Source organism: Sporosarcina sp. OR05, assembly GCF_041414805.1.
Classification (GTDB): Bacteria; Bacillota; Bacilli; order Bacillales_A; family Planococcaceae; genus Sporosarcina; species Sporosarcina saromensis.
This window is the reverse complement of the sequence record NZ_JANKJL010000003.1, coordinates 123991-147376: the sequence shown is the minus strand read 5'-3', so window position 1 is coordinate 147376 and position 23386 is coordinate 123991. Positions and strand designations below refer to the sequence as shown.

The following is a 23386-nucleotide window of genomic DNA, read 5'->3' as shown; positions in this document are numbered from 1 at the left end:
AGAAAAGTGTAGTATATTGTAAAAAAACACAGATAAAATCCACTTTTCTTAATTCGGTTGATAACGGTGGATTGTTCCCCTCAGCGCCCCATCTCCCCCACCCAACAAGGAAACTCCACCGTCTTCCGTTTCATATCCCGTATCACCCGGTGCTTCCCCGTCTCCTCGCAATACAACGACGTATCCATTTCATGCGGGGCTTCCATGATACGCTCGACACGGTAGCCGTACATTTTGTAGTGTTGCGCTCTTGCTTCGTTTTCTTCATGTGCCAAGTACAGCGCCTGCCGGTTTTGTTGCACGGGAATCTTGAACAGCTTAACAGTGCACAGTTGCAAGTAGTTTGTGGCCATCCATTTCGTGATGATGTCGTAGTCAAGGAGGGGGTATGGTAGGCTGCTTGATGGGTCGTCGAGTTGGACGAGTCCTTTTTGGAGGGCGTAGTAGATGGCGTGTGCGACGAAAGATCCGTCGAGTTTGATGGCGTCCTCGAGTTCTTCTTTGATCGTTAGTTTAGGCATTGCCGATGACCTCCCCTGTGAATTTGTTGTACATGGCGACGGCGGTGCCGACCGGGCCGTTGCGGTTTTTGGAGACGATGAGTTCCATTGTTAAATCGTTTTCATTCTTCGAATAGTAGGCGTCGCGGTACAGGAAGACGATGACGTCAGCGTCTTCTTCGATGGAACCGGATTCGCGCAAGTCGGACATGAGTGGGCGTTTGTCGTGTCGTTGTTCGACGGCGCGGCTAAGCTGGGCGAGTGTGATGACGGGACAGTTAAATTCGCGGGCCATCGCTTTTAAGTCTTTCGTAATTTTGGACACTTGCAAGTGCATGCTGCTGCTTTTGTCCTCCGAATGAATTAACGTCAAGTAGTCGATGAAAATGATCGGTTTCTTGTCCGGGTACGTATGGATCATTTTGCGCACGTTCATGCGGATTTCAGCAACGGTCTGTTTGCTGCGGTCGAAGAAGTGCATGTTCGATTCCGCAAGTCGGCCGACAGTGCGCGGCCAGTCGGTTTTCTGTTTGTCGTTCAACATCGTGTAGGGATCGCGCATCCGGATGCGGGAGAATCTTCCCGTTGACGCAAGCAGGCGATCTCGTAAACTCGCGGCGGACATTTCAAGCGAAAAGATGAGCGGCAGCCGGTTTGTCCAGCCGGCGTGCTTTGCGATATGCAGCATAACGTCCGATTTCCCCATGCTTGGCCGTGCCGCGATGATCGTCAGCTCCCCGTCTTTGAAGCCGTCCGTCATCGTATCGAGCGCCCCGATTCCGGCTTTCGCCCCTTCTACGATCTCTTTTTTGATGTACGGGTCCTCATAGACGTCCGCTAGCAAGGCACTCAAAGAGGCATAATCGCACACGCGGTTGTCAAGCAGCGCGTCCAATTCATTCATAATGCGATCAATCGGCCAGTTTTCTTGCATGGCGATGTGCAGCACATTGCGTGTTTCCCGTTCCCGCCATGCATCGAGCATGACGGTCACATGGTCATCGAACGTTGGGAGATGCGCATAGTCCGCCAACTCCCGCACGTAGTTTGCCCCTCCGATATCTTGCGGGTGGAACGTCGTCAACAACGTGATGAAGTCAACCGCCTTCCCACTCGCCCGCAGCTCCTTCATCGACTGGAAAATCATCTTGTGGACAGGATCTGCGAAATGCGAGACGGACAAGTTTGCATCCGTAATGAGATAGTTTTCTTTCATCATCGAGCCAAGTACCGCTTTTTCTGCCATCATAGCGCTTCCCCCTTCGTCAAATCGAGCTGGAATTCCTAAACTTTATTCGCATACGCGAAAGGTTTTATTCTTAAGTTCTTATAATGCTTATAGTTCTTCTTAGTTGTTACTTGCTCGTTAGTGCTTTGTTGCTCGCTTGTTAGTTCCTTTGTTTGTCCTTTGCCGTTTTGCTGGTAAACGTCCCAATTGGTAATGGTTATGAGCCGATTTTGGTTTGTTGATTCGTTTGTTAGAAATCCGTATTTTTCAAAACGCTTTAACGCCGTCCGAAGTTGTTGGATACTGATATGTTTGCCGCATATATCTTTCAATGACGCCAGCGACGTAATGACTTGTCCCGATTGCGCAGTATACACTTTGCCATTCCATTCCCATTGCTTCTCTTCAAAATTGACGATCGAAAGCAACGTGATGAGCACAGTGTGTTGATGAGGCTTCGCATCTCTCCAAATCGGTTTATAGATCAGCTTCCGATACACTTTAAACCATCCTTTTTCCATTTCCCTTTCCATTTCCATTCCATTCTCCACCTTTACTTTTATGATCATAGCTCTCACACATTACATAGACGCGGAACGTATAAAAGGATACAAAAAATAAAAAAGAATTTTTTTTGCTTATGAGAAATGCTTGCGGATGGTTGCCATACGGTACTTCACACGTGCGCTGCGGCCGTTTTGTTGTACAATTTTTTTCGTTTCGTAGCTGCCGTGCGTTTGTTTTTTTTAATCGCGATTCAAAGAAAAAACGCACGAAAGTTTCGCCCGCAAAACAGTTCCATTGGCCTATCCTTTGTACAAAAAAAGTAATTTACGATACGGTTTTCTGCGTGCTACAATATATTGAATTTACTTCCAAAAGGATGTGTGAACCGGACGAGAGAGGACCGTTATTAGCTGTATATAATTGCCCGAGTACGTTTTTGTTTTACAAAGTAAACAATTAAGAGGTGTTGGAAGTTGATAGCGGAGAATAGAGAGCAGACGATTTTCGGTCATGTTGGCAAGAAGATCGTGACAGATAGAGAGATTGACATTATTGCAAGAATCGATGAGCCGTTGGTTGTTGTGTTAGGGAATATGTTGAGTGAGGAAGAGTGTGATGAACTGATCCGTTTGTCGGCGGATGGGTTGAAGCGTTCCAAGATCGGAACGACACGCGAGGAGAATGAGGTCCGGACGAGTAGTAGCACGTTCATTGACGAGACGGAAAATGTTGTTGTTGCACGAATTGAAAAGCGCATTGAAGCGGTGATGAATATCCCAATTGCGCATGGTGAGGGGCTGCAGATCCTTCGGTATACGCCGGGGCAGCAATATAAGGCGCATCATGATTTCTTTTCGGCGAAGAGCAACGTGACGAATAATCGGATTAGTACGCTTGTGATGTATTTGAATGATGTGGAGCAAGGCGGCGAGACGTTTTTCCCGCATTTGAATTTTTCGGTAGCGCCGCGCAAAGGGATGGCGGTGTACTTCGAGTATTTCTACAATGATCCGGCGTTGAATGATTTGACGTTGCACGGCGGTGCGCCTGTGGAGATCGGCGAGAAGTGGGTCGCGACGCAGTGGATGCGGAAGCAGCGGGTGCGGTAAGTAAGGTCCTTGAGGGTGCTTTTGCGTTGTGCTTGGTTGCGCGGTTGAATAGGGTATTTTGCGGGATTGTTACGGGTGAAGGGTGAGTTTTTTCACTGGAATGTTGTGGAGTGACTTTGAATGTGTGTTTATGATGCGGGGTTGCTTTTTTAAGAGGTGCGCGTCATTAAACATGACTTATCGACGCGGCAGGCTCCTTTTTCACGGATTGCGCGTCATTAAACGTAACTTATCGACGCGGCAAGCTCCTTTTTCACGGATCTCGTGTCATTAAACGTGACTTATCGACGCGGCAAGCTCCTTTTTCACGGATTGCGCGTCATTAAACGTGACTTATCGACGCGGGAGACTCCTTTTTCAGGGATCGCGCGTCATTAAAGGTGGGTTCATGACAAGGTAGACTCCTATTTCATGGTTCGCGCGTCATTAAACGTGACTTATTGACGCGGGAGACTCCTTTTTCAGGGATCGCGCGTCATTAAACATGACTTATCGACGCGCGGGACTCCTATTTTACGGATTGCGCGTCATTAAACGTAACTTATCGACGCGGGAGGCTCCTTTTTCAGGGAGCGCGCGTCATTAAACGTAACTTATCGACGCGGCAAGCTCCTTTTTCACGGATCGCGCGTCATTAAACGTAACTTATCGACGCGGCAAGCTCCTTTTTCACGGATCGCGCGTCATTAAACGTGACTTATCGACGCGGCAAGCTCCCTTTTCAGGGCGCGCGTCAATTAAACATGACTTATCGACGCGGCAGGCTCCTATCATGCGCAGATATCATGACAAAACAGGCAAGCCCATACCACACGGCTTGCCTGTTTTACTTATTTATCTAGTGCCGGATTACATGGCACCTTTATTAATTACACATTTATAACATCAGGCATTTCATTCAGACTACTCCTCTAAGATCTTTTCAACATGCGTCACTGCATAGTCTTCATTAACGCCAACTTTGTAAGCTAGCACATCGCCTGTCTTTTTCACTTCGATTTGGATAGCATAGTATTCTTCATCAGGTAGATACTCAACTTGTTTTCTATCCAATCTATCCACGTTCACCTCATACTTTTCACTGACAGTTAATAGGACATGATGATAGGCTGCTGCCTTTTGTTGTTGGCGGTGGAAATGATGGCTAATGAATAAAACCGTTAGGCACAGCAGAATGTTGACGATTAGTATGATTTTTTTCATCGATCCTCTCATCGCTCCTCAGATAGCTGTTTACGATGTTCTTTTGTTAGATCATAAAAATGAGATACAAGATGGGCATTTGCCATTCTGACTTCACTGGCAAACTCCTCTTTTGTGACATTCGATTGCATGGTGATATCATAAAAGCCCATACCTCTCCTATACATTACGTCAAGTAGCTCTAGTTCTCCTTCATCCAGTCCATATTTGTTGGCTGTGTATTGTAAAGCGTACGTAGAAGCAATTTTTTCTCGGGCATGATTTTTGATGTAACTGTAGCCGCTTATACACACAACTAGACAAATCAACACGTTGTAAATGATGAATCTTTTCAATCTTATTGTCCTCACTCCTCCGTTTGTTCAATCGATTCGTCACCAAGGGCTTCTTGTTGTAAAAAAGCGTCGTAGTTCATGAAGAATGTTGAAATCTGACCGCGTTTTAGGATTTCATCTACACCGAAGTTTGCTAAGGTTTGATTGAACGGATCATAGCCCTGGGAAATGTTTGCTTCGTACATGAAAGCTACTGATTCCTCAACAGTTATGGCCGGATTCCCGAAATGCAGTGCAGCGAGTATTTGTGCCATTCTACCTCGCGTAATCGGGGCGTTTGCCGGTTTTACATGAGCAAGACTTCCTGCAACTGGCAGGTTATAATGCGTAGCTAGTTGATACGGTACGGCCGCCCAAAAGTTGGATGTCGGCGCAGTCATTGCGAGCTCTTCGGGTTTTGCATAGCGGAATAATATCGTTAAAAATTGCGCTTCGGTCAAGTCGTCCATTGGCTTTAAATACTTTCGCTCATTGACAACGTTGCCGGCAATGAGCCCATTATTGACAGCCCACAAGGTCGGTTCGGACCAATAAGCCCCCTCTTTATAATCGGTGAATCCTTGAACAGTATATTCTTTTGTATGCTGTTTCTTAATCCATTTATTCCCCTTATCCGTCTTAATCACGTACCAATCCGCTTTTTCTCCGACTACTGAAACTCTTTGAGGTTGGATGGTTTGTTTCGTTGGTTTGAACGGTTGCGCATACAAAGTTATCGGTTTGAGCAAATCGACTTGGACATCGCGCAATTGGACGAGTGGTTGTTTGTTGAACCACAGTTGACGACTCTCCATTGCCGCATACATTGGCACTGCTGCGTTCTGCTTCCAAATCCTATCAAACTCTTGAAGGGGAACGTTCGTCTGTCCGGCAAACTTGCCGACTTCCGGCGTCAATGCCGGCTTGTCGTACCGATACATGAACCAATCCGTCAATGAGCCGGTTGCACGATTTTGTGCGAACATGAGCGAATAGCCGGTCATGCTTGCGACTTTATTGCTAATGACACGGTCGCGTTGTTTATTTTTATAATCAATTTTATAATCCCAGAACAATACTTCGCCCGAACTATGATAGTCCAAAATCATTTCAGGATTCACTTCATCCACCACTTTCATGACTGCTTTTACTTCAGCAATTTGTCCAGGCTTCGTACCTTTATGGTTCCGCCATGAAGGTTTCTTCGGACTGTTTTGGATGTGCTTCCAGTCAACGTCATAGTTTCGATTCGGATCGATGCCTTGTGCATTTGCTTTCCAACGCGTAAAGTCTTTGCTCCCATCGTTCATGCGAAGTAGTTTCGGATGGTCTTTCTTCGGGAAAGCAGCTAACCCTTTTTGTTGCAATGTCACGCCATCGGGATTGACCATCGGCATGAACCAAATCGTTGTCTCGTCGAGTACTTTTTTGACGTCATATCCTTGAATGGATTGGTTCGTTTCATAAGCTGTCACGTATTTATTCGCCATGTGCATCGTTAAAATGGTCGTCATCCATTCCCTCGCATGTTGAGCGCCGGTAACGAGAAGTGTAGATTCACCTTTTCCGATTTTCATTGCCCAGATGTCTCTCCCATACGCCGTCTTGCCGACAGAATGATAGGAGACTAAGTCGGGATAATCCTTCGCCAACTGTTGAATATCTTTCGTCAGTTTTTCATATGTATACACTTGTTTTGGTGTGTTAATAAAGTACGTTGACTGTGCATATGTAACACTACTAAATTGTACGAGACATAAAGAAATGACGAGCAAACTTGCAATTAATCTTCTCCACACAATGAATCTCCCCCATGCTGCTTGTTAGTTCAATTTTAACAGTTACTAGGAAGAAAGCAATATAGATTTCTTAATAGTAAAAAAACATTTATTATGTCAGAGAGCCATGCTTCAATTCTATTTTTCATAATTGAAGTTAACCACTATGAATTAACAGATTCTCTTTAACAAGAGTTCTATTCATACATAAAAAAACATCCATCCTGTAAGAGCCGAGGCTCAAGGATGGATGTTTCTTATAGTAGAATACCGTTTTGAGGTTTTGTGTGCCGCGTACCTTTATTCGGCAATCCCCACATCTAGGTTGACTACTTCGTTCTGATAACCACTTTCTATTTCATGTTTTCTACAAAATCATGTAGTTTTTCTAAGGTAAGCAAGTGATGGTTGCAATTCTCTGCATCTTTGCAAATATAGTTCCCTTTTTTCGTGTATGTGCCGATTGCTTCCCCTTTTGTTTTCGTCATAAAAAGGATGACAGTCGTCAGCCGGTTGCAAATCGCACATATTTGTTTGATCTGAGACTCTTCGTAAGTACCTGCAAGGCCAATGAAGCCCTTGTTGGCTGGCGCGACAATGTATCTCTTTTTCGTTCCGATATCGTCAAAACTGAGATACGTCATTTTTGTATAGTCCAGGCCTACTTTAGGCAATTTCAACTTTTTCACTTTCGGAAAGAGCTTTTTCATACGCTGTTCCGAAGGTTCATTGAACGGAATGATATACGGTTCTAGCTCGAGAAGAAATTGTTCCGCTGCTTCTTTTTCCGCAATATTCTCCATACCATTCAACATTTCTTTTTGTTCATTCGATAACTCTGTAAACAATTCATCTACTCTCTCAATGGAGAGCGATTCGAGAGCACCAATAACGTGTTGATCATTCACGGTTGCATGGCCATACACGAGTTGATGGACTTGTCTTTTAATAAAATTATATTGGTCGTTTCGTATAAAACGTTCGTTAGTCATCATGTCAGCTCCTTCGTATTTGTGGGTTGCAACAATGCGCAAAGCCACAATTGTAGAAATGGAGAAGCTTCTTTCGCAAGCGATTAGTCTTTCATTCGCCCCATGCAAAGTATCGCCACTTCAGAAATCGGCTTTGCATGAGTCTTTTTAGAAGCTGGCAATGCCATTAAAATTGCCATCTTCACAACACCTCCTACTGTAATACGCCCATTATCATACCGCTTTCTTTATTTCAAAACAAGAAATTTTTACAGTGACTGTGTCCGATTAAATTTTGTATAGTCAATAGAATTGTATATGAATAATAAGTTGAACGTTTAATTTATTAAGGCTCGAGCCCTATTTGAGAACCATCCCCAGGTCCATTACCAGAAATTTACTAGTGTTATAAGATGATAATATCCAATACTCGAATGAGTGAAAGTAAATGGATTGGGAGTAAGTGTATGAAAAAGGGGCAACTATTAAAGGAGGAATTGTATTGAAACAGGCAAAAGCAAAAGTTCTTGTACTTGGAAGTTTTCATATGGCTGAATATGAGGGGCTAGATTCAGAAAAAAGACAAAGAGAAATAGAGGAATTAGTGTCCAGAGTTGAAAAGTTTAACCCGACAAAGATTGCAGTTGAAATGGTTCCAGAGGATAGTGAATCATTTAACGAAGAATTTAATCAATACAAACTAGGTGCATACAAACTACCAATGAATGAAATATACCAAGTCGCCTTTCGGTTAGGTTTAAAGATGGAGCATGAACAGATTTATCCGACTGATTGGATGGGCGATGCCGATATGAGTTATGGGGAAGTTGTGAATTGGGCGGAAGAAAATCAACCCGAACTTCTAAAGGAAATATATGAAGAGCTTGTGATGCCTGAATTGTCGGATGATAAAAGTGTAATAGATTACTACAAAGAACTAAACGATCCCGCCACAGTTAACATGGGGCAAAAACTTCATTTGAATATTGCACGCATTGGTGATTTAGATAATTATATTGGTATGAACTGGTTAAGTTGGTGGTATAAAAGAAATCTAATAATGTTTGCAAATTTAACCCGTCTTATTGATTCTGAAGAAGAACGTATTTTATTCCTTGTAGGTGTGGGGCACTCTTCGATTGTTACAAATTTTATGGAAGAAAGCGAACTTTGCGAGGTTGTCCAACCTCTTAGTTATCTGTCCTGAGTTAAACGGATAAACCAGAACTAGGCGTGATTGTTTACAGACGTTTATTCAACTAACGGGTGCGTTTATGGAAGAACGTAGATCGTCATTTGACGGTCTTTTTTTCGTGTAAAAAGCTGACTAGACTGCAGAGCGAAGAACGTGGGGATTCGTCAACGGGTAACTGTTTATCTGACCAAGGGGAGGAATTTAAGAAGTTGACGAATTTCGCAAAACCCGAAATGTTTTTCACTCAGTGGTAATGGTAAGGCGGGCTTATAAATGAAACTCATCAACTTCTCCTCCCTCTTGTGCTTTTTTTCGAACTTGTGCTAGTTCATTTTTCATTTCTCTGGCTTGATCTAGGCTTACGTTAAAATATTGTTTCGGTATCCTCCAATGTCCACCTTCTGTTCGTGTTGCATCTGGAAACTTTCCAGCATCACACATTCTTCTAATGGTCTGATCAGATACATGCAAGATTTCAAAAAGCCGCTTACCTTCAACAATACAGAAGATAAGCGGCTTTTCCCTATTAGAGACACGTGCAGAAGACAGTTCAAATTGCATGAGTCACCCCTAGCAATGGTTAAAGCTGTCGTATTCATGGAATGTATTTAAAGAGATTACTATTTCTCTTGATAATTCATTTGATGAAACAATTCCTCTAACGTATTCACCTTGCGATAAGGGGCAAATTCACCATATACCCTTGTGACGGTCTCTAAATCAGGACCGCCCAATACGCCTAGTTGAAAATCAATTCCTCGGTTTGCCTTCATTACGCGTAGTGCATCTTTTTGTGTCATTGGCAAAATGGCTGTTGCATTTATACCTGGTTTTCTTGCATACAAGAATGACATACTATTCTCCTCCTTTAGTGGCATGTAGAATTTTATAAAGATACGTTTCAAAGGGTATGGGAACAGTGGAAGGTTTATCCGGTAAACGCTCCAAGATATTTCTTAACGCTAGACTATAAGCAATTGTTTCAGTGTTAGGATTGCTTTTATAAATTATTTCATGCGTATAGAAATGGAGTAATGCATCTTTTTGAGTCCAAAACTGAATTTCCAATGGAAAACATTTTGGATTGTGTCTAAATTGTAAATGGATGCCTCTGTATCCATCATCTAACGCTTTTGGTTTATCATACATATTTATTATATCCATTGTATACGTTGTGTGTTCTATCGCTTTCAAGATTCCTGAAATCATCTCTTCTGCTGAGCTCTCTACAATGAAACGAATACCAACAGTGTCATTGCATACTTCTCTTAGCTGTTTCGCTTTTTCAAGATTTTTATCCCACTTCGCTAGAAAAGACCGTTCCGTTTTCAATCGATAGCTGATGTCAATGCAACTGTCTAAGTTTTCAGCGATTAGTTGATCTATGCGATTAATTTCATCACTCTTTTCAATAAAGAAATTAATGACTTGATCATATATGAGATTTGGTTGGAATTTATCAATTGTTCTACGGAAAGATGGAAGATCAGCTACTTCATAGTTGTTGATATCAAATAATACAGGGAGAATGTTTGAAAGCAATTGTTTTATTTTACTATCAATGTTCAATAACTCTCCCCCCTCATAATGAGATTTTTTAAACGAAAAAAAATTATTTACATAAGCAGATTCACCAGAAATGCTGTGTAAAACCAATCCAGTTAATCCTTGATAAATGTTAGTTTAATTCTAGCAGTTGGTAAGAAGAAAGCAAATGGTTTCATGTCTCATCATCTTAATACAGGCACCTGAGTGAAATACTCATTTTAAAAAATTAAAACACAAAATGCCACCAAGCACATTTTGTGTTTTAATTATCCGATTATCTAATTGTCTTCAATGCATTCGTCCAAGGAATCACTTGGTCTAACATTTGGTTAACAGAAGCTGCTTGAACTGCTGCAGGTTTGAAGTCTGTTCCGTTTTCAAAGTCTGTGAACAATGAAAGTGCTGGATGTACACGGACATGCGCAACTAGCAATTCACTCAAAATGCCGCGTAGGTGCTCTGCCGCACGTGCACCACCGACTGAACCGTATGACACAATCCCAGCCGCTTTGTTGTTCCATTCTTCACGCAAGTAATCCAAAGCATTTTTTAACGCGCCTGTAATGGAATGATTGTATTCTTGAACGATGAATACGAAACCGTCTTGTTTTGAAATGATCTCCGCCCATGCTGCCACACCAGATACGTCACCCGCTTCACCTAAAAGCGGTAATTTATATTCTGCGATATCAATTATTGTATAGTTTGCATCTCCGCGTTTATCTGCTAATTCTTTAACCCATGCTCCTACTTGTGGACTTACGCGTCCTTCACGTGTTGATCCTAAAATAATACCTATATTTGGTTTTGTCATGTTTGTATCCTCCTCAATTAGTGTTCTTCACTTTTAAAAAACCACTTGTTTACAAGTATTCCTTTTCAATCGTCCGCGTACTTCGAACCGTGTCAATCGGACGAACCATTGCTTCGATTTGTTCTCGCTTGCCTTCCAGGAATGGCGGTAATGATAAGCTTTCGCCGACTGTTTCGTACGGCTCATCTCCCATGAAGCCAGGGCCGTCCGTTGCCCATTCGAACAAAATGCCAGGTGCAACGCGGACATAGATGGATTCGAAAAAGAATCGATCGACATAGCCTGATGTTGGGAAGCCGAACTTTCGCATACGTGCATTCCACTCGTCCAACACACTTGCATCTTCTACGCGGAATGCCGCATGATGTACGGTTCCAAATCCTTGTTGTCCATTCGGTAACAGCGTGTTATGTTCCACGATGACTTGTGCACCGTTTCCGCCTTCTCCGACTTCGAATAAATGCAGCGAACCTTCTTTTGCGATTTCTTTAAATTCCATCGCCGTTTCCAATACTTTTTTAAAGTAATCAAAATCCGCAATGCGTATGTGAATCGGCCCTAAACCGGTAATCGCAAACTCTAAAGGAACCGGCCCGTTTTGCCACGGCGTTCCCGCAGCAACTCCTTCGTTCTCCTCATCCGAAACCAACATATACTGTTGCTCATCAAAGTCGATGAATGAAATCGTCTTCTTGCCAAACACTTCCTGGATGCCACTATTTTGCACTTCATATTTTTCAAAGCGCTTCACCCAATAATCCAATGCTGCATCCGACGGTACACGAAATGCCGTTTTGTAGATTTCGTTTGTTCCATGCGTTCCTTTTGGGATGCCCGGGAAGTCAAAAAATGTCATATCCGTACCCGCGGATCCTTTATCATCCGCAAAAAATAAATGATACGTCTGAATATCGTCTTGGTTCACCGTCTTTTTCACTAGGCGCATGCCTAATGTATAGGTGAAAAAATCATAGTTTTTTTCCGCACTGCTCGTAATAGCAGTGACATGGTGAATTCCTTTAATTCCGTTCATATGATGTCTCTCCTTTAATCTTGTAATTTATCTTGAATTCAAGGTATATGAATAAAAAAATTTACGAATGTAGGTATCTTGTTAAGTGAAATACGAAATAATATCTCGAATTCAAGATAATAATACCACAAAGATTCTTTAATTTCAAATGGCCAGTTTCGCTATCTGCTTGACATGATACTCGCATCATTCAACTATATCCAGGCTAGCGTAAGTTTAAACGGATTAAATTCAATGTGTATACCAAACACAAGTTAGCACGAGTTTAACTGATTCATACACTCACGGGTTTTCAATTAATTCAAGCGCACCTGACTGTAATCATCGTATTTCACTCTTAACATGACAAGAAACGTTTTTACACGTACACACATCGTTAAAAATCGTTGATTCCCCTACGACCATCGCCAAAATCCGCCCAATCGTCAGCTTGCACGGAAGCTGGCAACTGCGCGGAACGGGATTCAACTAGTTCTTTTCTCCATACTTTCAATTCTTTTTGTCAATTGTTCAATTTGTTTTTGCAGGGCTTCGACTTGTTTTGATTGATCATCTGCTTCTTTTAATTCCTTTGCTTCCTGTGCACTTTCGATTTCGGCTTGTTGAAGGGCCATACCCGCAGCAATTGCAGAAAGCCCGTCGCCTAATACTGAAAAAATTGAACCGAGTAGCGCAATTCTCGCCGCATACACTTCAGAGGAAACTGGAATTAGGTCTCTTCCTTTTTCATTCCCCTCATCCATCCATTCATACACATCCTTTATTCCCTCGCTATGCCAGTACTTCATTTACTAGTAGCGTACGAAATATGGAGTAAAAATGTGCGTTTATATGTAGTGATTTGTGACGGTGCCTGGTTGAATAAACGTGAATGTTTCTTGCACAGGTACGGACACAATAATGGAATTTCATCCATTTACTAAGACTCAATAACACCTATTTCCTGCTGATTCCGCTCATGCTTCACCCGATAATACCCCCTACAAAATTCAGTTCGATTCGGTTTCAATAAAATCAAAATCGAATTCACAATATCAGCTGCAGAAATAATTAAGTTGTACCATGCGATGAACAACAGGAGGGCTTGCAAATCGCCCGTCACAAAAAACGACACAATTGCCGGGAGTATTGTCAAACTGATGAAAGGCAACGTCATAAGTACCCAATACCTCTTTTTCGAGAGAATTGCATTTGTATGAATCCAAAAATAAATCCCCTTAAACGTTAAGCTCATGTCGCCTTTCTTGTGGATGACAAGTATATGCAACGCCTCGTGAATGACAAATACGCCAACGATGATGAACAGGAGGGGGAAGTTTTTCACTGGAGTAAGACTCCCTCCAGACACAAAGGGCAATACAATAAAAGCGACCATTAATCCATAAACAATCTTCATAAAATGCTTACGCAACCATTCGTGTTGAATGAAAGGCTGCCATGATGCCCCTTCCAAGCGTACTTGCGGCAAATGCCGAAACCATACAATCATGAGTGCTCCTGCCTTTCTTTAGTCTGCCAATGCCTCATTTCCTTCACTCTATCCGCCTATCATGCTTTCACCCCTTCGGTAGCGGCGTTTCTGGCCGATTCGGACAATACATGCAGCTCGGATCATTACATTTTGACTCCAACCAATGATTACAAGCCGGGCAAAAATAGGCATCAAAGTCCTCGTAATAAATCAAGTGATTCTTACAGGTCGAGCAAGATTGCTCCTGATCAATATGACCACAAATCTCAAAACCATCGATGTTCACTTTGTCATCGTGTGCTGTTATTTTCATGACGAACCTCCAGTTGGTTTAGAATGCTTATAACGTTAAGAAAAATTAGCATTTACCACATACCCCACAAACATCAAAATGAAAAAACTAAAAAACATCAGCGTATTTGCAACGATTAACCAACTTTTTCTTATCAATGTTGCAAACACAATGCCAACTGGTGCAACAACAAAAGTACTCATCCAAAATGGGCTCGGAATTTGGAACACGATATTCGGAATCCAGGCAAGTATACAAATGAAAAAACTAAATAAGGCAATTACTTTATAAATCTTTTTCTTGTCCAATTCACGATCCCTCATTTCTCTTTATTCCAGTGTCTCCCCTTCTCTAAAAATTCCTTAAACCTTAGAATTAGTACGTGAAATTCACATGACACGTTTCAAGTAAGATTCTATCCACTATAATCATATGACGATAACCCCCTCACTTCCCCCCTGTCTTCACCAACTGATTTCTCACTAAAAACCTTCCGTCAAACGTCAGCGGCACCCCTTTGCCATCCAGTTCAGCATGGATATGCAAATGCGGTTCGCTTGTATTTCCCGAGTTGCCGACTTTCCCTAACAGCTGCCCAGTTGTCACTGTATCCCCTTTTGCGACAGCAACACTTCCTTCTTTCATATGCGCCATGTAGATTGTAGCGTCATGTTGCTCGCAAAAAAAGTGCTACAAAATTACCTTCCGGATGTTCGCGATCCATTTTAGGAGGTGTCATGTCTTGAAGACCATCTCTCACTTCGCTTACTTTTCCATTGCATGGACTAAGCAGTTCATCACCGAAAATTGCGTATTTGGTTAAATCCTTCGGTTGAAGGCCATTTGCTCGTGTACCGATTTTGTTTAACTTTACAATATCGAGCGCATATTTCTGATCATCATATGCATTATGATAGTTCATCGACGTGTGATTTCCTCCATGACCAACATAATAAGTGCCCTCGTGCATCGGAAATGCTAGTTCAATCGCTTTGTCTTTGACTGAATAGCTGAAGATACTTGATACAGTAATTGCTCCAAAAAAGACAATGAGCACGATATTGAGACCCATTGTATTTGTACGTTTCGTCGAATAATTTTCGCGAAACGGTAACGCACGGACCTTTTTCCATGATAGGAAAAGCGCAACAACAAGCAAAATGACCAATAGATAACGGATATAATAGCCAATCCAGTCCCACGGCTGCGTATGGACTAGCCACGCGACCAACGCTACCGTTTTTACTGCATCGAGGAGCCATTCCAACTTCGTTTTATAGGTTGCTCTCGCTAACATCCAAATAGTAACTATCGGCAAAACGATGAGTATGAACAACATGAATAGACTAGTTAACAATGATTGATCTCCTTCCCACCGACCCTTTCTCTCTTTTACGCTCTATTATTCATAAAGTTTCGTATTTTAGCAGATTAAGTCCTTCGGAGGATATGGCTTTACTGCTGAGACCGGTTTCCATGAGCCTAAAAAGTAGTAACCCAAAAAGAGCGATAAAGCCAAATGCTTTATCGCTCTTGAAGTGGACAGTAGGATGACTCACTAAGAGCGCGTGTGCTATGCCGTTTTGAGCTGGCAACAACTTATCAAAGCACCTCACATTCTTCATCGTCATGTACTATCGAAATTTTCTAATCATCTTCCTCTTCCTCTTCATCTTCATCTTTATCCCATTTCTTGTTCTCTCTCTCCTCTTTCTTCTCTCGCTTCTTCCTTTCCTTCTCTTCTTTCTTCTCCCGCTTTTTTCGTTCTTTTTCTTCTTTCTTTTCCTCTTTCTTCTTCTCTTTTTCTTGCTTTCGTTGTTGATCGCGTAACTTATCCTGCTGTTTCTCTAGCTCTTTTTTAGCTTTTGCGAGTAATGGTAAGTCGAATTGCTTGGTCGGCAATTCACTTTTTGATTTTGATAGGACTTCGGCGAAAATAGGCGGTGCTGTGAAACTACTCGTCGATGTTAAATAATGGGTCGTATCCGTTTGATCATACCCGAGCCAAACTGCCCCAACAATGTCCGGTGTGTAACCGACAAACCAATGATCTTTTGACCCGTCCACGCCTTCGAATGGGAGCTGGGTCGTACCTGTTTTACCCCCTACGTCAACACCTGAAATTTGTGCTTTCATCGCCGTACCTTCTTCGACTGCACCTTGCAGCATATACGTCATTTGCTGGGCAACTTCTGCTTCTGTCACTTCTACTGACTGTTCCTGCCACTTTCCAAGGACTTTGCCTTCTGAATCTTTTATTTCTACAATTGCATGAGCTTGTATCATAACGCCATCATTCGGAAATGCCGAAAAAGCTTGTGCCATTCGCAACGGTGATGTCCCTTTATGCAAGCCTCCTAAGGCGAGGCCTAAATTATGATCTTCTTCTGCCAAAGGAATGCCGAACCGTTCAACCGTGCGTACTCCATTTTCAATGCCAATTTGCTGCAACAGCCAGACGGGAGGGATATTATACGAGTGAGCGACGGCATCGTACATGGTCACTTGCCCTCGATATTGGCGATCGAAATTTCTTGGGGAATACCCATCTATGTTGATCGGTTCGTCAACAAGCAAATCCGCCATTTGATAACCCTTTTCCAACGCAGCTGTGTAGACGGCCAGAGGTTTTAACGTCGATCCCGGTTGCCGAATGAGCTCGGTCGCATGATTAAAACGCCCATATGTGTACTCACCTCTCCCCCCGACCAATGCCGAAATGCCACCTGTTTTAGGATTCAAGAAGACCGATGCACTTTGCAGGAGTTGATCTGCCTGACTTTCGGGGAAAAATTGGTCATCCGCATACACTTCTTCCAGCGCATCTTGAATGACAGGATTAATTTCCGTGTAAATATGTAACCCGCCAGCTAGCACTTCATTTTTCGTTAGTTTGTACGTGTGAATCGCCTCGTCAACAACCTGGTCAATATAATAGGGGTATTTCCCTTTATAATTTGGCATGGTTGCATCCGCTAAAACAATTTCATGTCCAATCGCTTTATCAAAATCGGCTTGGCTAATGTATTTTTCACTTTTCATTAACGATAAAACAACATTGCGTCGTTCCACCGACTTCTCCAGATTTTTATATGGAGATAAATGGGTAGGTGCTTTGATTAACCCAGCTAACGTCGCACTTTCACTCAACGTCAACTCACTAACATCTTTCCCAAAATAGATGTGCGCAGCTCGTTGCACACCCCATGCTCCTTCACCGAAATAGATTTGGTTGAGGTAACGTTCCAGTATGTCATCTTTCGAATATGTTCGCTCAATCTTCTTTGAAAGAATCAATTCCTTAAACTTACGTGAATACGTCCGCTCCTGCGATAAAAACACATTCTTGGTGAGCTGTTGTGTAATGGTACTCCCACCTGCAACGACCTCACCTTCGAACAAGTTATTGATAAAAGCGCGCGCAACCCCGACATAATTAATCCCATGATGTTTGTAAAATCGCTGATCCTCCACAGAAATAACCGCTTCAATCAACTCTTTCGGAATGTCGTCCAGCGAAACTCCTTCTATATTGGAATGAGAGATTTTACTGACAACCTCCCCGTTTTGATCATAAATAAAAGTCGGTCTTGGTTCAGGTTCTTCTAGTTTACTCACATCACTCGTTGCAATTAATAGATTGATGATAATAACGCTACAAATCGTCGCAAGTAGAATTCCGGCGAATAATATGCGGATAACCCTTTTCGTGATCGTCCCTTTCTTTTCCGCCTTCTTGCGTTTTTGTTGCTGCTGATGCTCCGTTCTTTTCATCTAAATTCCACCTTCTTCATTACCTCTTGAACGTTTCAAAGTTTAGCATACCCGAAAGAAGAAACCTACTAACGGTCGGCAGGAAAATTGTGACATGTAGTGGACGGGGCTCATTCAGAGAAAGTATGATTCACGGTTCGAGTAGTTTCTTTGACTTGCATGGAATGATAAAATTGGTTGATATGGCATTGCTGTATTGTCTACTAGCAAGCAAAACGCCAGACACCTGTTTGAAGGTGGCCGGCGTTTCAATGAATTTATTTCACATTCTGTTTTCATTTATTGTCGAGATTTAGCTTGTACCCGGTAGGCTTCGTAACCAGATAGATTGCTATCTGCAGGAGTCCAAAAACAATCGTGACGGTAATCAATAAAGAAACAGGTGTGAAAGGTGCAATATAGTATCCCTTTTCTTCAAATTCAGCGACACGAGTTACCCAAAAGAAAGAATGGGCGAACGTTAGTACATTGGCCAACAGCAGCACAATCAGTGAACTCTTTCTTTTAGCTAGGAATGCCAAAAAACAGATCACAAGAATTGATACGCCGTAAACAATTATGGTTTTATTCGGCAAATCATCATACATGGATAAAAATTCAAATGCTGTGCAATAGACGATAAGTATGAGTAACGAGAACTTATTTAGAAAAATCATGATCACCCCGTACTTTCAATTTCATAGCGTACAAGTATTTCTTACTTTTTAGCGCGAAGATTTCTATGATAAAGGTATAGCTCGCTGTTCAATCAGCTATCCTACCGCTATTACGGCAATCCAAATTACACAAAGACCATTAACTTTGTGGCAGCAGCATGCATTTTATCAAGAAATAAACTTGCACATAAAAAAAGAGCTCGAACATATATCGTCAAGCTCATTGTAATTTGATGTTCATTTCTCACTAAAGCATCGGTTAGTTTAATAGGCTGCTACAAGTTTCAATAAGATTCCATCCTCATCGAGCCTCTCGTAATTGTAAGGAACGTCACTTAATTTCTTGTATTTTTCATTCCAAATTACATTTATGAAATGGGATGATTCATGAAGAAAATAGTCAGGAGACACATTTTCGTAATGATAGCATTCGTTCGGATATATTTCATCAAACCCAAGTAATTCAAGAACATCTTCTTCGATTGCAAATCCTCCGATTTTAAACGCATAAACGGAATACAACTCTTTAAGAAACTTTGCAAAGTCTGTAATTTCCTCTTTTTTTATTCCGATTTGGTCCCACTCTAAGGCATCGAAGGTAGTACCCAAAAACCAAAAATTAACCATTATTGCATTTGACGAGACCTTTTCTATTTGTAATGTCGCTTTTCGTTTCCTCGATAAATAGACATATAATCTTAACCTTAAAGAATGCAGGTAATTTGTTTGTGAGTCTTCTTCGTCATAAGAATAACCTCTATCAAAGAAATCAATTATTTCATCCACGTTTTGGTCATGGATTTCAATTCTATTTTTGACCTTGGACAAATTATCGATCAGTTCCTGTATAGTTTCTTTTTTCTTTTCTTTAAGCTCCATCAAGAAACTAACTTCAAGAAAAGGACCGCCTTGTAACCATGGGGACGACTGCATCAACTACACCTCCTAAGCTTCAGACTGAGTACTACTACAAATTCGATATCTCTCTTTTACTAACCTGTCCGTCATATGAATGATACAACAACTAGATATCGCTTCCAATTCACACCATCAATCATTTTTCCGTTGTTCTATCGGGTTAACAAAACTTATGCTAAACTATGATTACCTAAATTTTCCGCGTAATCAGAGGAAAGGGAATAGCGATTCGAAAATCCAACTCAAACGAGGAGAGAAAAAGATGCGTCCATCATTCATCAATCAAATACATTACATTAGAATTCCTGTAAAGGATTTGGAGGAATCTGCACAATGGTATCGAGATGTATTAGGATTCCAGTTACTAACCCATACGGAGGAACGTGCAATCGTAAAAGTAAATGAAGGACCTTTTTTACTAATTTTAGTTCCTACCAAGGATGAAACATTTGCACACTTCACCATTGAGAACGAACCCGAATTTAGCATCGGCTTTACAAGTCCAGCATTAGCTAAGTTTCACCAACACTTAACAGATCATCAAGTGAAGGTCGAGGCAATAAAAGAAGATAATGGCCATGCCTTTTTCCACTTTTACGACCCAAGTGGCAATAAACTGCAAGTACATTGGTGAGAGTAAGTCCATAAATCACCTGATTTACGGGTACTTTACTTTACAGTACATTAACGAATGAGCGTGCATTATCGACTTTCTATGTCGTCGGTAAGTAAGCGCGAGTATTGTTCGGACTTCAATCATGGACTCCAACTTTCATGGAGCTATCTGAAAAGAATTTATCACGCCTGTTTGTATCCGTTGAATCATGTATTACGTTCACAAACATCTTCAACCTACTTCACTATTTATTGCACAGCTAATTATCACGCAAGTCTATAATATTTAAATAATCTTTACTTTTCACTTGAATTAAACTATAATTATTTTACATTTAAGTTGATATATAGGGAATATAGAACCACAACTCATTTAGATTGGAGGAAAACATTGACGATACTATCTTCTATCATCCTATTTTTAATCCCTGTCTTTTTGCTATTTTTATCGCTAACGTTTAGATATGCGAGTAAGGCAAAAGACGAGCAAGAGAAAAAAATTCTTTTGAAATCTTATCAGTATTCGGCGGCCGTCTTCCCAATTGGCTGGTTACTCATAGAAATTTATTATCGTTTCTTTAATAATATCACTATAGACGTTTACAGGGATTACATGATTTTATTAATTTACATCATGTTTATTGCTCAAGGGATAAGTATTTTACTACTCAAAAGAAGAAATCCAAGCAATGTTGAGGCAAGATAAACGTACATTTTCCTAAGAAGACCGGGTAAACGAACATCCAGTCGTTCCACTAGATGTCCGCATGAAGTGCGATCCATCATTGCACGAATGAATAACTACCTTGCTTACTGGCCAGTTAGCAAGGTAGTTACTTTTTTTTCTTTAAACGCATCTAATTTTGCTGCACATTTATCAATTTGATTAGCGCTATCACTTTTTCATCCTCGTTCGGATCAATAGACACCCGTTTGGTATTTGCAAGAATATCTAGGTAGAAATCTTCTCCAGCAGGATAGTTCCCATCCCATCTTAAAGGTACGTTATAAACAGTAATTGTACCATCGCCATTCCCACTGTACGTAACGGAACCATCTACTAAGCGGCTCCCCGCTAACTGAATAACGTCTTCTGGGTAGTCAGCACTCGTATCATCATCAGGGTTTATCGGTTCGCCAGCTGGAATATGGCGCACATTTAATTCATCGATATCCTGATTCGGCCCAAGTTGTAGCCAAACACGCGCGTATTCAATTTGTTCATTCGAATACTGAGAAAGTGAATTTTCACTTTCATCCTTTTGCGTTTTCTGTTCACTCGCACTTTGATCTGAACTTGTAGTATCCAGTTCTTCACCGTCAGTGCTCGCAGAAGCATCGACCGAACCATCATTGTTACCTTCCACTGCACCAGACTTTGACGGATTTGCTTCGGTTGGCGCCTCGTTTGAGGTATTGGCACATGCTGACGTTCCTACCAACACAATTGCTAATAACGTTACGATGCTCATTAATTTATTTTTCTTCACTATACAAACTCCATTTTCCTGTTTTTTCATGTAACGAAAAAGTTCACATACTAAAAACTATCAATGTATCCTGACAAAGTCTTGCCCATCAACAATCCGTATCCTCCCCAGCACGCCACATATCGATCGTTTTGTGGATAAATTGCTCCAATCCAGAGTCCTCCATCTTAATCGTCTTCTTCACACGAATGCAGCCCTTACCATAGTTATAGCCCGCTAATAGAGATTCCGCGTTTTCCACTTTCTCGATGGTCCCAACATAAAGGCTTACATAATGCTTCTGCGCGTTAAGAGCAAAGATATAGTGATCGTCTTTCCCGTAATTCAACATCTTATAGCGAATCACTTCCTCCAATTCAGGGGCATACTCCAAAATCATGTGCCGAATCGCAAGCAGCTTCTCTTTCCGCCAATCTTCTTCCAGCATCTCGATATATTCTTCATAATTTTTCGCGTCATATTGCATAGTTTATTGTTGCTCCTATCTGATTCTATTTTCTACTATTAATTGTAATATTTTGTTAGGCATCTGCATGAAATTAATTCAGTTCATACACTACAATTGCATGTTAATACAAATGAGAAGTTATAGAGATTAATCTAATTGATTTGTTCCGAATAACCATACATATTGGTTGAATAAACATGAATGTTTCTCACACAGGCACCGACACATTTTCATACCGCCACAGACATTCGTATCATTGAACCTCACACTTACTAGTGATATAATCTCTAAATCCTTGCTACAACATTCACTTCATGCAAATAACCATACAAGGAACAAACTCTTATACAGAAAGAAGGAAGTTGTCTCTTTAGAGACAGTGTAAAGATGAAAGTTATACGTATTTGCCTACAAATCGGCATACTATTCATATTTTCTTATATCGGCACTTTTATCCAAAACCTTTTTCATCTCATTATTCCAGGTAGCATCATCGGGTTAATCCTATTATTCATTTGCCTAACCTTGAAGGTGATTCCTGTTGAATTGATTGAAGATGGTGCAGGGTTTTTACTTGGTATCTTAACGCTTTTGTTCGTCCCGATGACGGTCGGCATCATGAACTACCCTTCCCTTCTATCGTGGCAAGGATTGCTGCTACTTGGAATTGTCGTAGTAAGCACGGCGATTACAATCGTCATCTCAGGTATTTTCACACAACGTTTGGAGAAAAGGACAGAAAAGAAGAAGGAGGCATCCGAATGCAACTAATCCTATTCGCAGCACTCATGATTCTGTTAACAATCAGTAGTTATTTTTTAATGACGAAACTTTATAGTCGATTCCATTACTCATTTTTACTACCTGTATTGACATCGACAATTTTAATTATCGTCATCCTTGTTGCCTTTCAAATCCCTTACGAAAGCTATATGCAGGGCGGTCAATGGATCAATTCGCTACTTGGACCGGCAGTTGTAGCACTTGCCTATCCGCTTTATAAGCAACGAAGGTTCTTGCGTAAGCATGCCGTGGTTATCTTTTTCAGTGTCTCTTTCGCTGGAGCGATCGGAATGCTGAGCGTCGCCATTCTTGCTAGAGTAACAAACTTGAGCCATACGTTGAGTCTTTCCATCCTTCCAAAATCAGTCACGACACCCGTTGCAATCGCAATTACAGATGGGATAGGCGGCAATGCTTCGATGGCAGTCGTCGCCGTCATGATTGCCGGCATATTCGGTTCAATCTTAGCGCCTCTCCTTTTAAAATGGGCGAAAGTGCATAGCCCGGTTGGAAGGGGAATCGCTCTCGGAAGCGCCTCGCACGCACTCGGAACAGCAAAAGCTGTCGAATATGGAGAGCTGGCATTTTCCATGGGCTCCGTCTCCATGTCACTCAATGCCCTGCTGAGCTCCATACTGGCACCACTAATTGCTTGGATCTTGCTTGGATAAAAAAAACGATGTCTTAACCTTGTTGTTGATAATACTGCAAAAGATTTGATCTTTTCCTAACTGCAAAA

Annotated in this window: 28 protein-coding genes; 6 read left to right on the top strand and 22 right to left on the bottom strand. The window is 41.5% G+C overall.

Annotation, left to right across the window (positions count from 1 at the left end; translation table 11 throughout):
• Positions 1 to 80 precede the first annotated feature (80 nt).
• From NRI27_RS07775 to NRI27_RS07765, 3 genes are read right to left on the bottom strand one after another with little or no spacing between them, the layout of a single operon-like run.
• On the bottom strand, positions 81 to 521 hold the full coding sequence (locus NRI27_RS07775) for a hypothetical protein (protein WP_371390200.1): 441 nt from the start codon (positions 519 to 521) through the stop codon (positions 81 to 83).
• Positions 514 to 1749, bottom strand: coding sequence for a replicative DNA helicase (locus tag NRI27_RS07770; RefSeq protein ID WP_371390199.1), 1236 nt, complete (start codon positions 1747 to 1749; stop codon positions 514 to 516). The genes NRI27_RS07775 and NRI27_RS07770 overlap by 8 nt, the downstream gene beginning before the upstream one ends.
• 35 nt (positions 1750 to 1784) lie before the next feature.
• On the bottom strand, positions 1785 to 2267 hold the full coding sequence (locus NRI27_RS07765; protein WP_371390198.1) for a hypothetical protein: 483 nt from the start codon (positions 2265 to 2267) through the stop codon (positions 1785 to 1787).
• 441 nt (positions 2268 to 2708) lie between these two features.
• On the opposite strand from NRI27_RS07765, the gene NRI27_RS07760 reads away from it, so the two are divergent.
• Positions 2709 to 3344, top strand: coding sequence for a 2OG-Fe(II) oxygenase (locus NRI27_RS07760; protein WP_317945368.1), 636 nt, complete (start codon positions 2709 to 2711; stop codon positions 3342 to 3344).
• A gap of 903 nt (positions 3345 to 4247) precedes the next feature.
• Here NRI27_RS07760 and NRI27_RS07755 read toward each other — a convergent pair.
• From NRI27_RS07755 to NRI27_RS07740, 4 genes are all read right to left on the bottom strand, one after another.
• Positions 4248 to 4547, bottom strand: coding sequence for a hypothetical protein (locus NRI27_RS07755; protein ID WP_371390197.1), 300 nt, complete (start codon positions 4545 to 4547; stop codon positions 4248 to 4250).
• Between the two features lie 8 nt (positions 4548 to 4555).
• Positions 4556 to 4882, bottom strand: a complete 327-nt coding sequence (locus NRI27_RS07750; protein ID WP_371390196.1) for a hypothetical protein — start codon at positions 4880 to 4882, stop codon at positions 4556 to 4558.
• Between the two features lie 11 nt (positions 4883 to 4893).
• Positions 4894 to 6660, bottom strand: coding sequence for a M14 family zinc carboxypeptidase (locus tag NRI27_RS07745; protein WP_371390195.1), 1767 nt, complete (start codon positions 6658 to 6660; stop codon positions 4894 to 4896).
• A gap of 332 nt (positions 6661 to 6992) precedes the next feature.
• Entirely contained in the window at positions 6993 to 7631 is a 639-nt protein-coding gene (locus NRI27_RS07740; protein WP_317945374.1) for a FusB/FusC family EF-G-binding protein, read from the bottom strand.
• A 481-nt stretch (positions 7632 to 8112) separates the two neighbouring features.
• Between NRI27_RS07740 and NRI27_RS07735 the strand changes: the two genes are divergently transcribed.
• A complete protein-coding gene (locus NRI27_RS07735; RefSeq protein WP_371390194.1) occupies positions 8113 to 8817 on the top strand; it encodes a DUF5694 domain-containing protein in 705 nt (234 codons plus the stop codon).
• A 255-nt stretch (positions 8818 to 9072) separates the two neighbouring features.
• Here NRI27_RS07735 and NRI27_RS07730 read toward each other — a convergent pair whose 3' ends face one another.
• The 13 genes from NRI27_RS07730 to NRI27_RS07670 all read right to left on the bottom strand — a co-directional run bounded on the left by NRI27_RS07730 (position 9073) and on the right by NRI27_RS07670 (position 19326).
• Positions 9073 to 9366, bottom strand: coding sequence for a helix-turn-helix domain-containing protein (locus tag NRI27_RS07730; protein ID WP_371390193.1), 294 nt, complete (start codon positions 9364 to 9366; stop codon positions 9073 to 9075).
• Positions 9367 to 9425: 59 nt separating this feature from the next.
• Positions 9426 to 9659 carry a hypothetical protein gene (locus tag NRI27_RS07725; RefSeq protein WP_371390192.1) on the bottom strand — a complete coding sequence of 78 codons (234 nt, stop codon included), beginning with the start codon at positions 9657 to 9659 and terminating at the stop codon, positions 9426 to 9428.
• Position 9660: 1 nt separating this feature from the next.
• Positions 9661 to 10374, bottom strand: coding sequence for a hypothetical protein (locus NRI27_RS07720; RefSeq protein ID WP_371390191.1), 714 nt, complete (start codon positions 10372 to 10374; stop codon positions 9661 to 9663).
• A 253-nt stretch (positions 10375 to 10627) separates the two neighbouring features.
• Entirely contained in the window at positions 10628 to 11167 is a 540-nt protein-coding gene (locus tag NRI27_RS07715) for an NADPH-dependent FMN reductase (protein ID WP_371390189.1), read from the bottom strand.
• Positions 11168 to 11216: 49 nt separating this feature from the next.
• The gene (locus tag NRI27_RS07710) at positions 11217 to 12200 is read right to left on the bottom strand and encodes a ring-cleaving dioxygenase (protein ID WP_371390188.1); all 984 of its coding nucleotides are present in this window, start codon (positions 12198 to 12200) and stop codon (positions 11217 to 11219) included.
• Between the two features lie 464 nt (positions 12201 to 12664).
• Positions 12665 to 12955 carry a translation initiation factor 2 gene (locus tag NRI27_RS07705; RefSeq protein ID WP_371390187.1) on the bottom strand — a complete coding sequence of 97 codons (291 nt, stop codon included), beginning with the start codon at positions 12953 to 12955 and terminating at the stop codon, positions 12665 to 12667.
• A gap of 164 nt (positions 12956 to 13119) precedes the next feature.
• Positions 13120 to 13689, bottom strand: a complete 570-nt coding sequence (locus tag NRI27_RS07700) for a DUF3267 domain-containing protein (RefSeq protein WP_371390186.1) — start codon at positions 13687 to 13689, stop codon at positions 13120 to 13122.
• Positions 13690 to 14019: 330 nt separating this feature from the next.
• Positions 14020 to 14271: a hypothetical protein gene (locus tag NRI27_RS07695; protein WP_371390185.1), complete on the bottom strand. Its 252-nt coding sequence runs from the start codon at positions 14269 to 14271 to the stop codon at positions 14020 to 14022.
• A 139-nt stretch (positions 14272 to 14410) separates the two neighbouring features.
• Entirely contained in the window at positions 14411 to 14617 is a 207-nt protein-coding gene (locus NRI27_RS07690) for a M23 family metallopeptidase (RefSeq protein WP_371390184.1), read from the bottom strand.
• Positions 14618 to 14630: 13 nt separating this feature from the next.
• Positions 14631 to 15320: a M23 family peptidase gene (locus NRI27_RS07685; protein WP_371390183.1), complete on the bottom strand. Its 690-nt coding sequence runs from the start codon at positions 15318 to 15320 to the stop codon at positions 14631 to 14633.
• Between the two features lie 290 nt (positions 15321 to 15610).
• On the bottom strand, positions 15611 to 17737 hold the full coding sequence (locus tag NRI27_RS07680; RefSeq protein ID WP_371390182.1) for a transglycosylase domain-containing protein: 2127 nt from the start codon (positions 17735 to 17737) through the stop codon (positions 15611 to 15613).
• A 275-nt stretch (positions 17738 to 18012) separates the two neighbouring features.
• Complete coding sequence (locus NRI27_RS07675; protein ID WP_371390181.1) at positions 18013 to 18393, bottom strand: hypothetical protein; 381 nt, start codon at positions 18391 to 18393, stop codon at positions 18013 to 18015.
• Between the two features lie 264 nt (positions 18394 to 18657).
• Positions 18658 to 19326 (bottom strand): hypothetical protein, encoded by a 669-nt coding sequence (locus NRI27_RS07670; RefSeq protein WP_371390180.1) that lies wholly within the window; start codon positions 19324 to 19326, stop codon positions 18658 to 18660.
• A gap of 247 nt (positions 19327 to 19573) precedes the next feature.
• On the opposite strand from NRI27_RS07670, the gene NRI27_RS07665 reads away from it, so the two are divergent.
• Positions 19574 to 19945, top strand: coding sequence for a VOC family protein (locus tag NRI27_RS07665; RefSeq protein ID WP_371390179.1), 372 nt, complete (start codon positions 19574 to 19576; stop codon positions 19943 to 19945).
• A 372-nt stretch (positions 19946 to 20317) separates the two neighbouring features.
• Positions 20318 to 20632: a hypothetical protein gene (locus tag NRI27_RS07660; protein WP_371390178.1), complete on the top strand. Its 315-nt coding sequence runs from the start codon at positions 20318 to 20320 to the stop codon at positions 20630 to 20632.
• A 151-nt stretch (positions 20633 to 20783) separates the two neighbouring features.
• On the opposite strand, the gene NRI27_RS07655 is transcribed toward NRI27_RS07660, so the two are convergent.
• Both NRI27_RS07655 and NRI27_RS07650 read right to left on the bottom strand, forming a co-directional pair.
• Complete coding sequence (locus NRI27_RS07655; protein ID WP_371390177.1) at positions 20784 to 21416, bottom strand: hypothetical protein; 633 nt, start codon at positions 21414 to 21416, stop codon at positions 20784 to 20786.
• Between the two features lie 88 nt (positions 21417 to 21504).
• On the bottom strand, positions 21505 to 21882 hold the full coding sequence (locus NRI27_RS07650; RefSeq protein ID WP_371390176.1) for an iron chaperone: 378 nt from the start codon (positions 21880 to 21882) through the stop codon (positions 21505 to 21507).
• Between the two features lie 369 nt (positions 21883 to 22251).
• On the opposite strand from NRI27_RS07650, the gene NRI27_RS07645 reads away from it, so the two are divergent.
• Positions 22252 to 22635: a CidA/LrgA family protein gene (locus NRI27_RS07645; RefSeq protein WP_371390175.1), complete on the top strand. Its 384-nt coding sequence runs from the start codon at positions 22252 to 22254 to the stop codon at positions 22633 to 22635.
• Positions 22626 to 23318 carry an LrgB family protein gene (locus NRI27_RS07640; protein WP_371390173.1) on the top strand — a complete coding sequence of 231 codons (693 nt, stop codon included), beginning with the start codon at positions 22626 to 22628 and terminating at the stop codon, positions 23316 to 23318. Before NRI27_RS07645 ends, NRI27_RS07640 begins: the two co-directional genes overlap by 10 nt.
• Positions 23319 to 23386 lie beyond the last annotated feature (68 nt).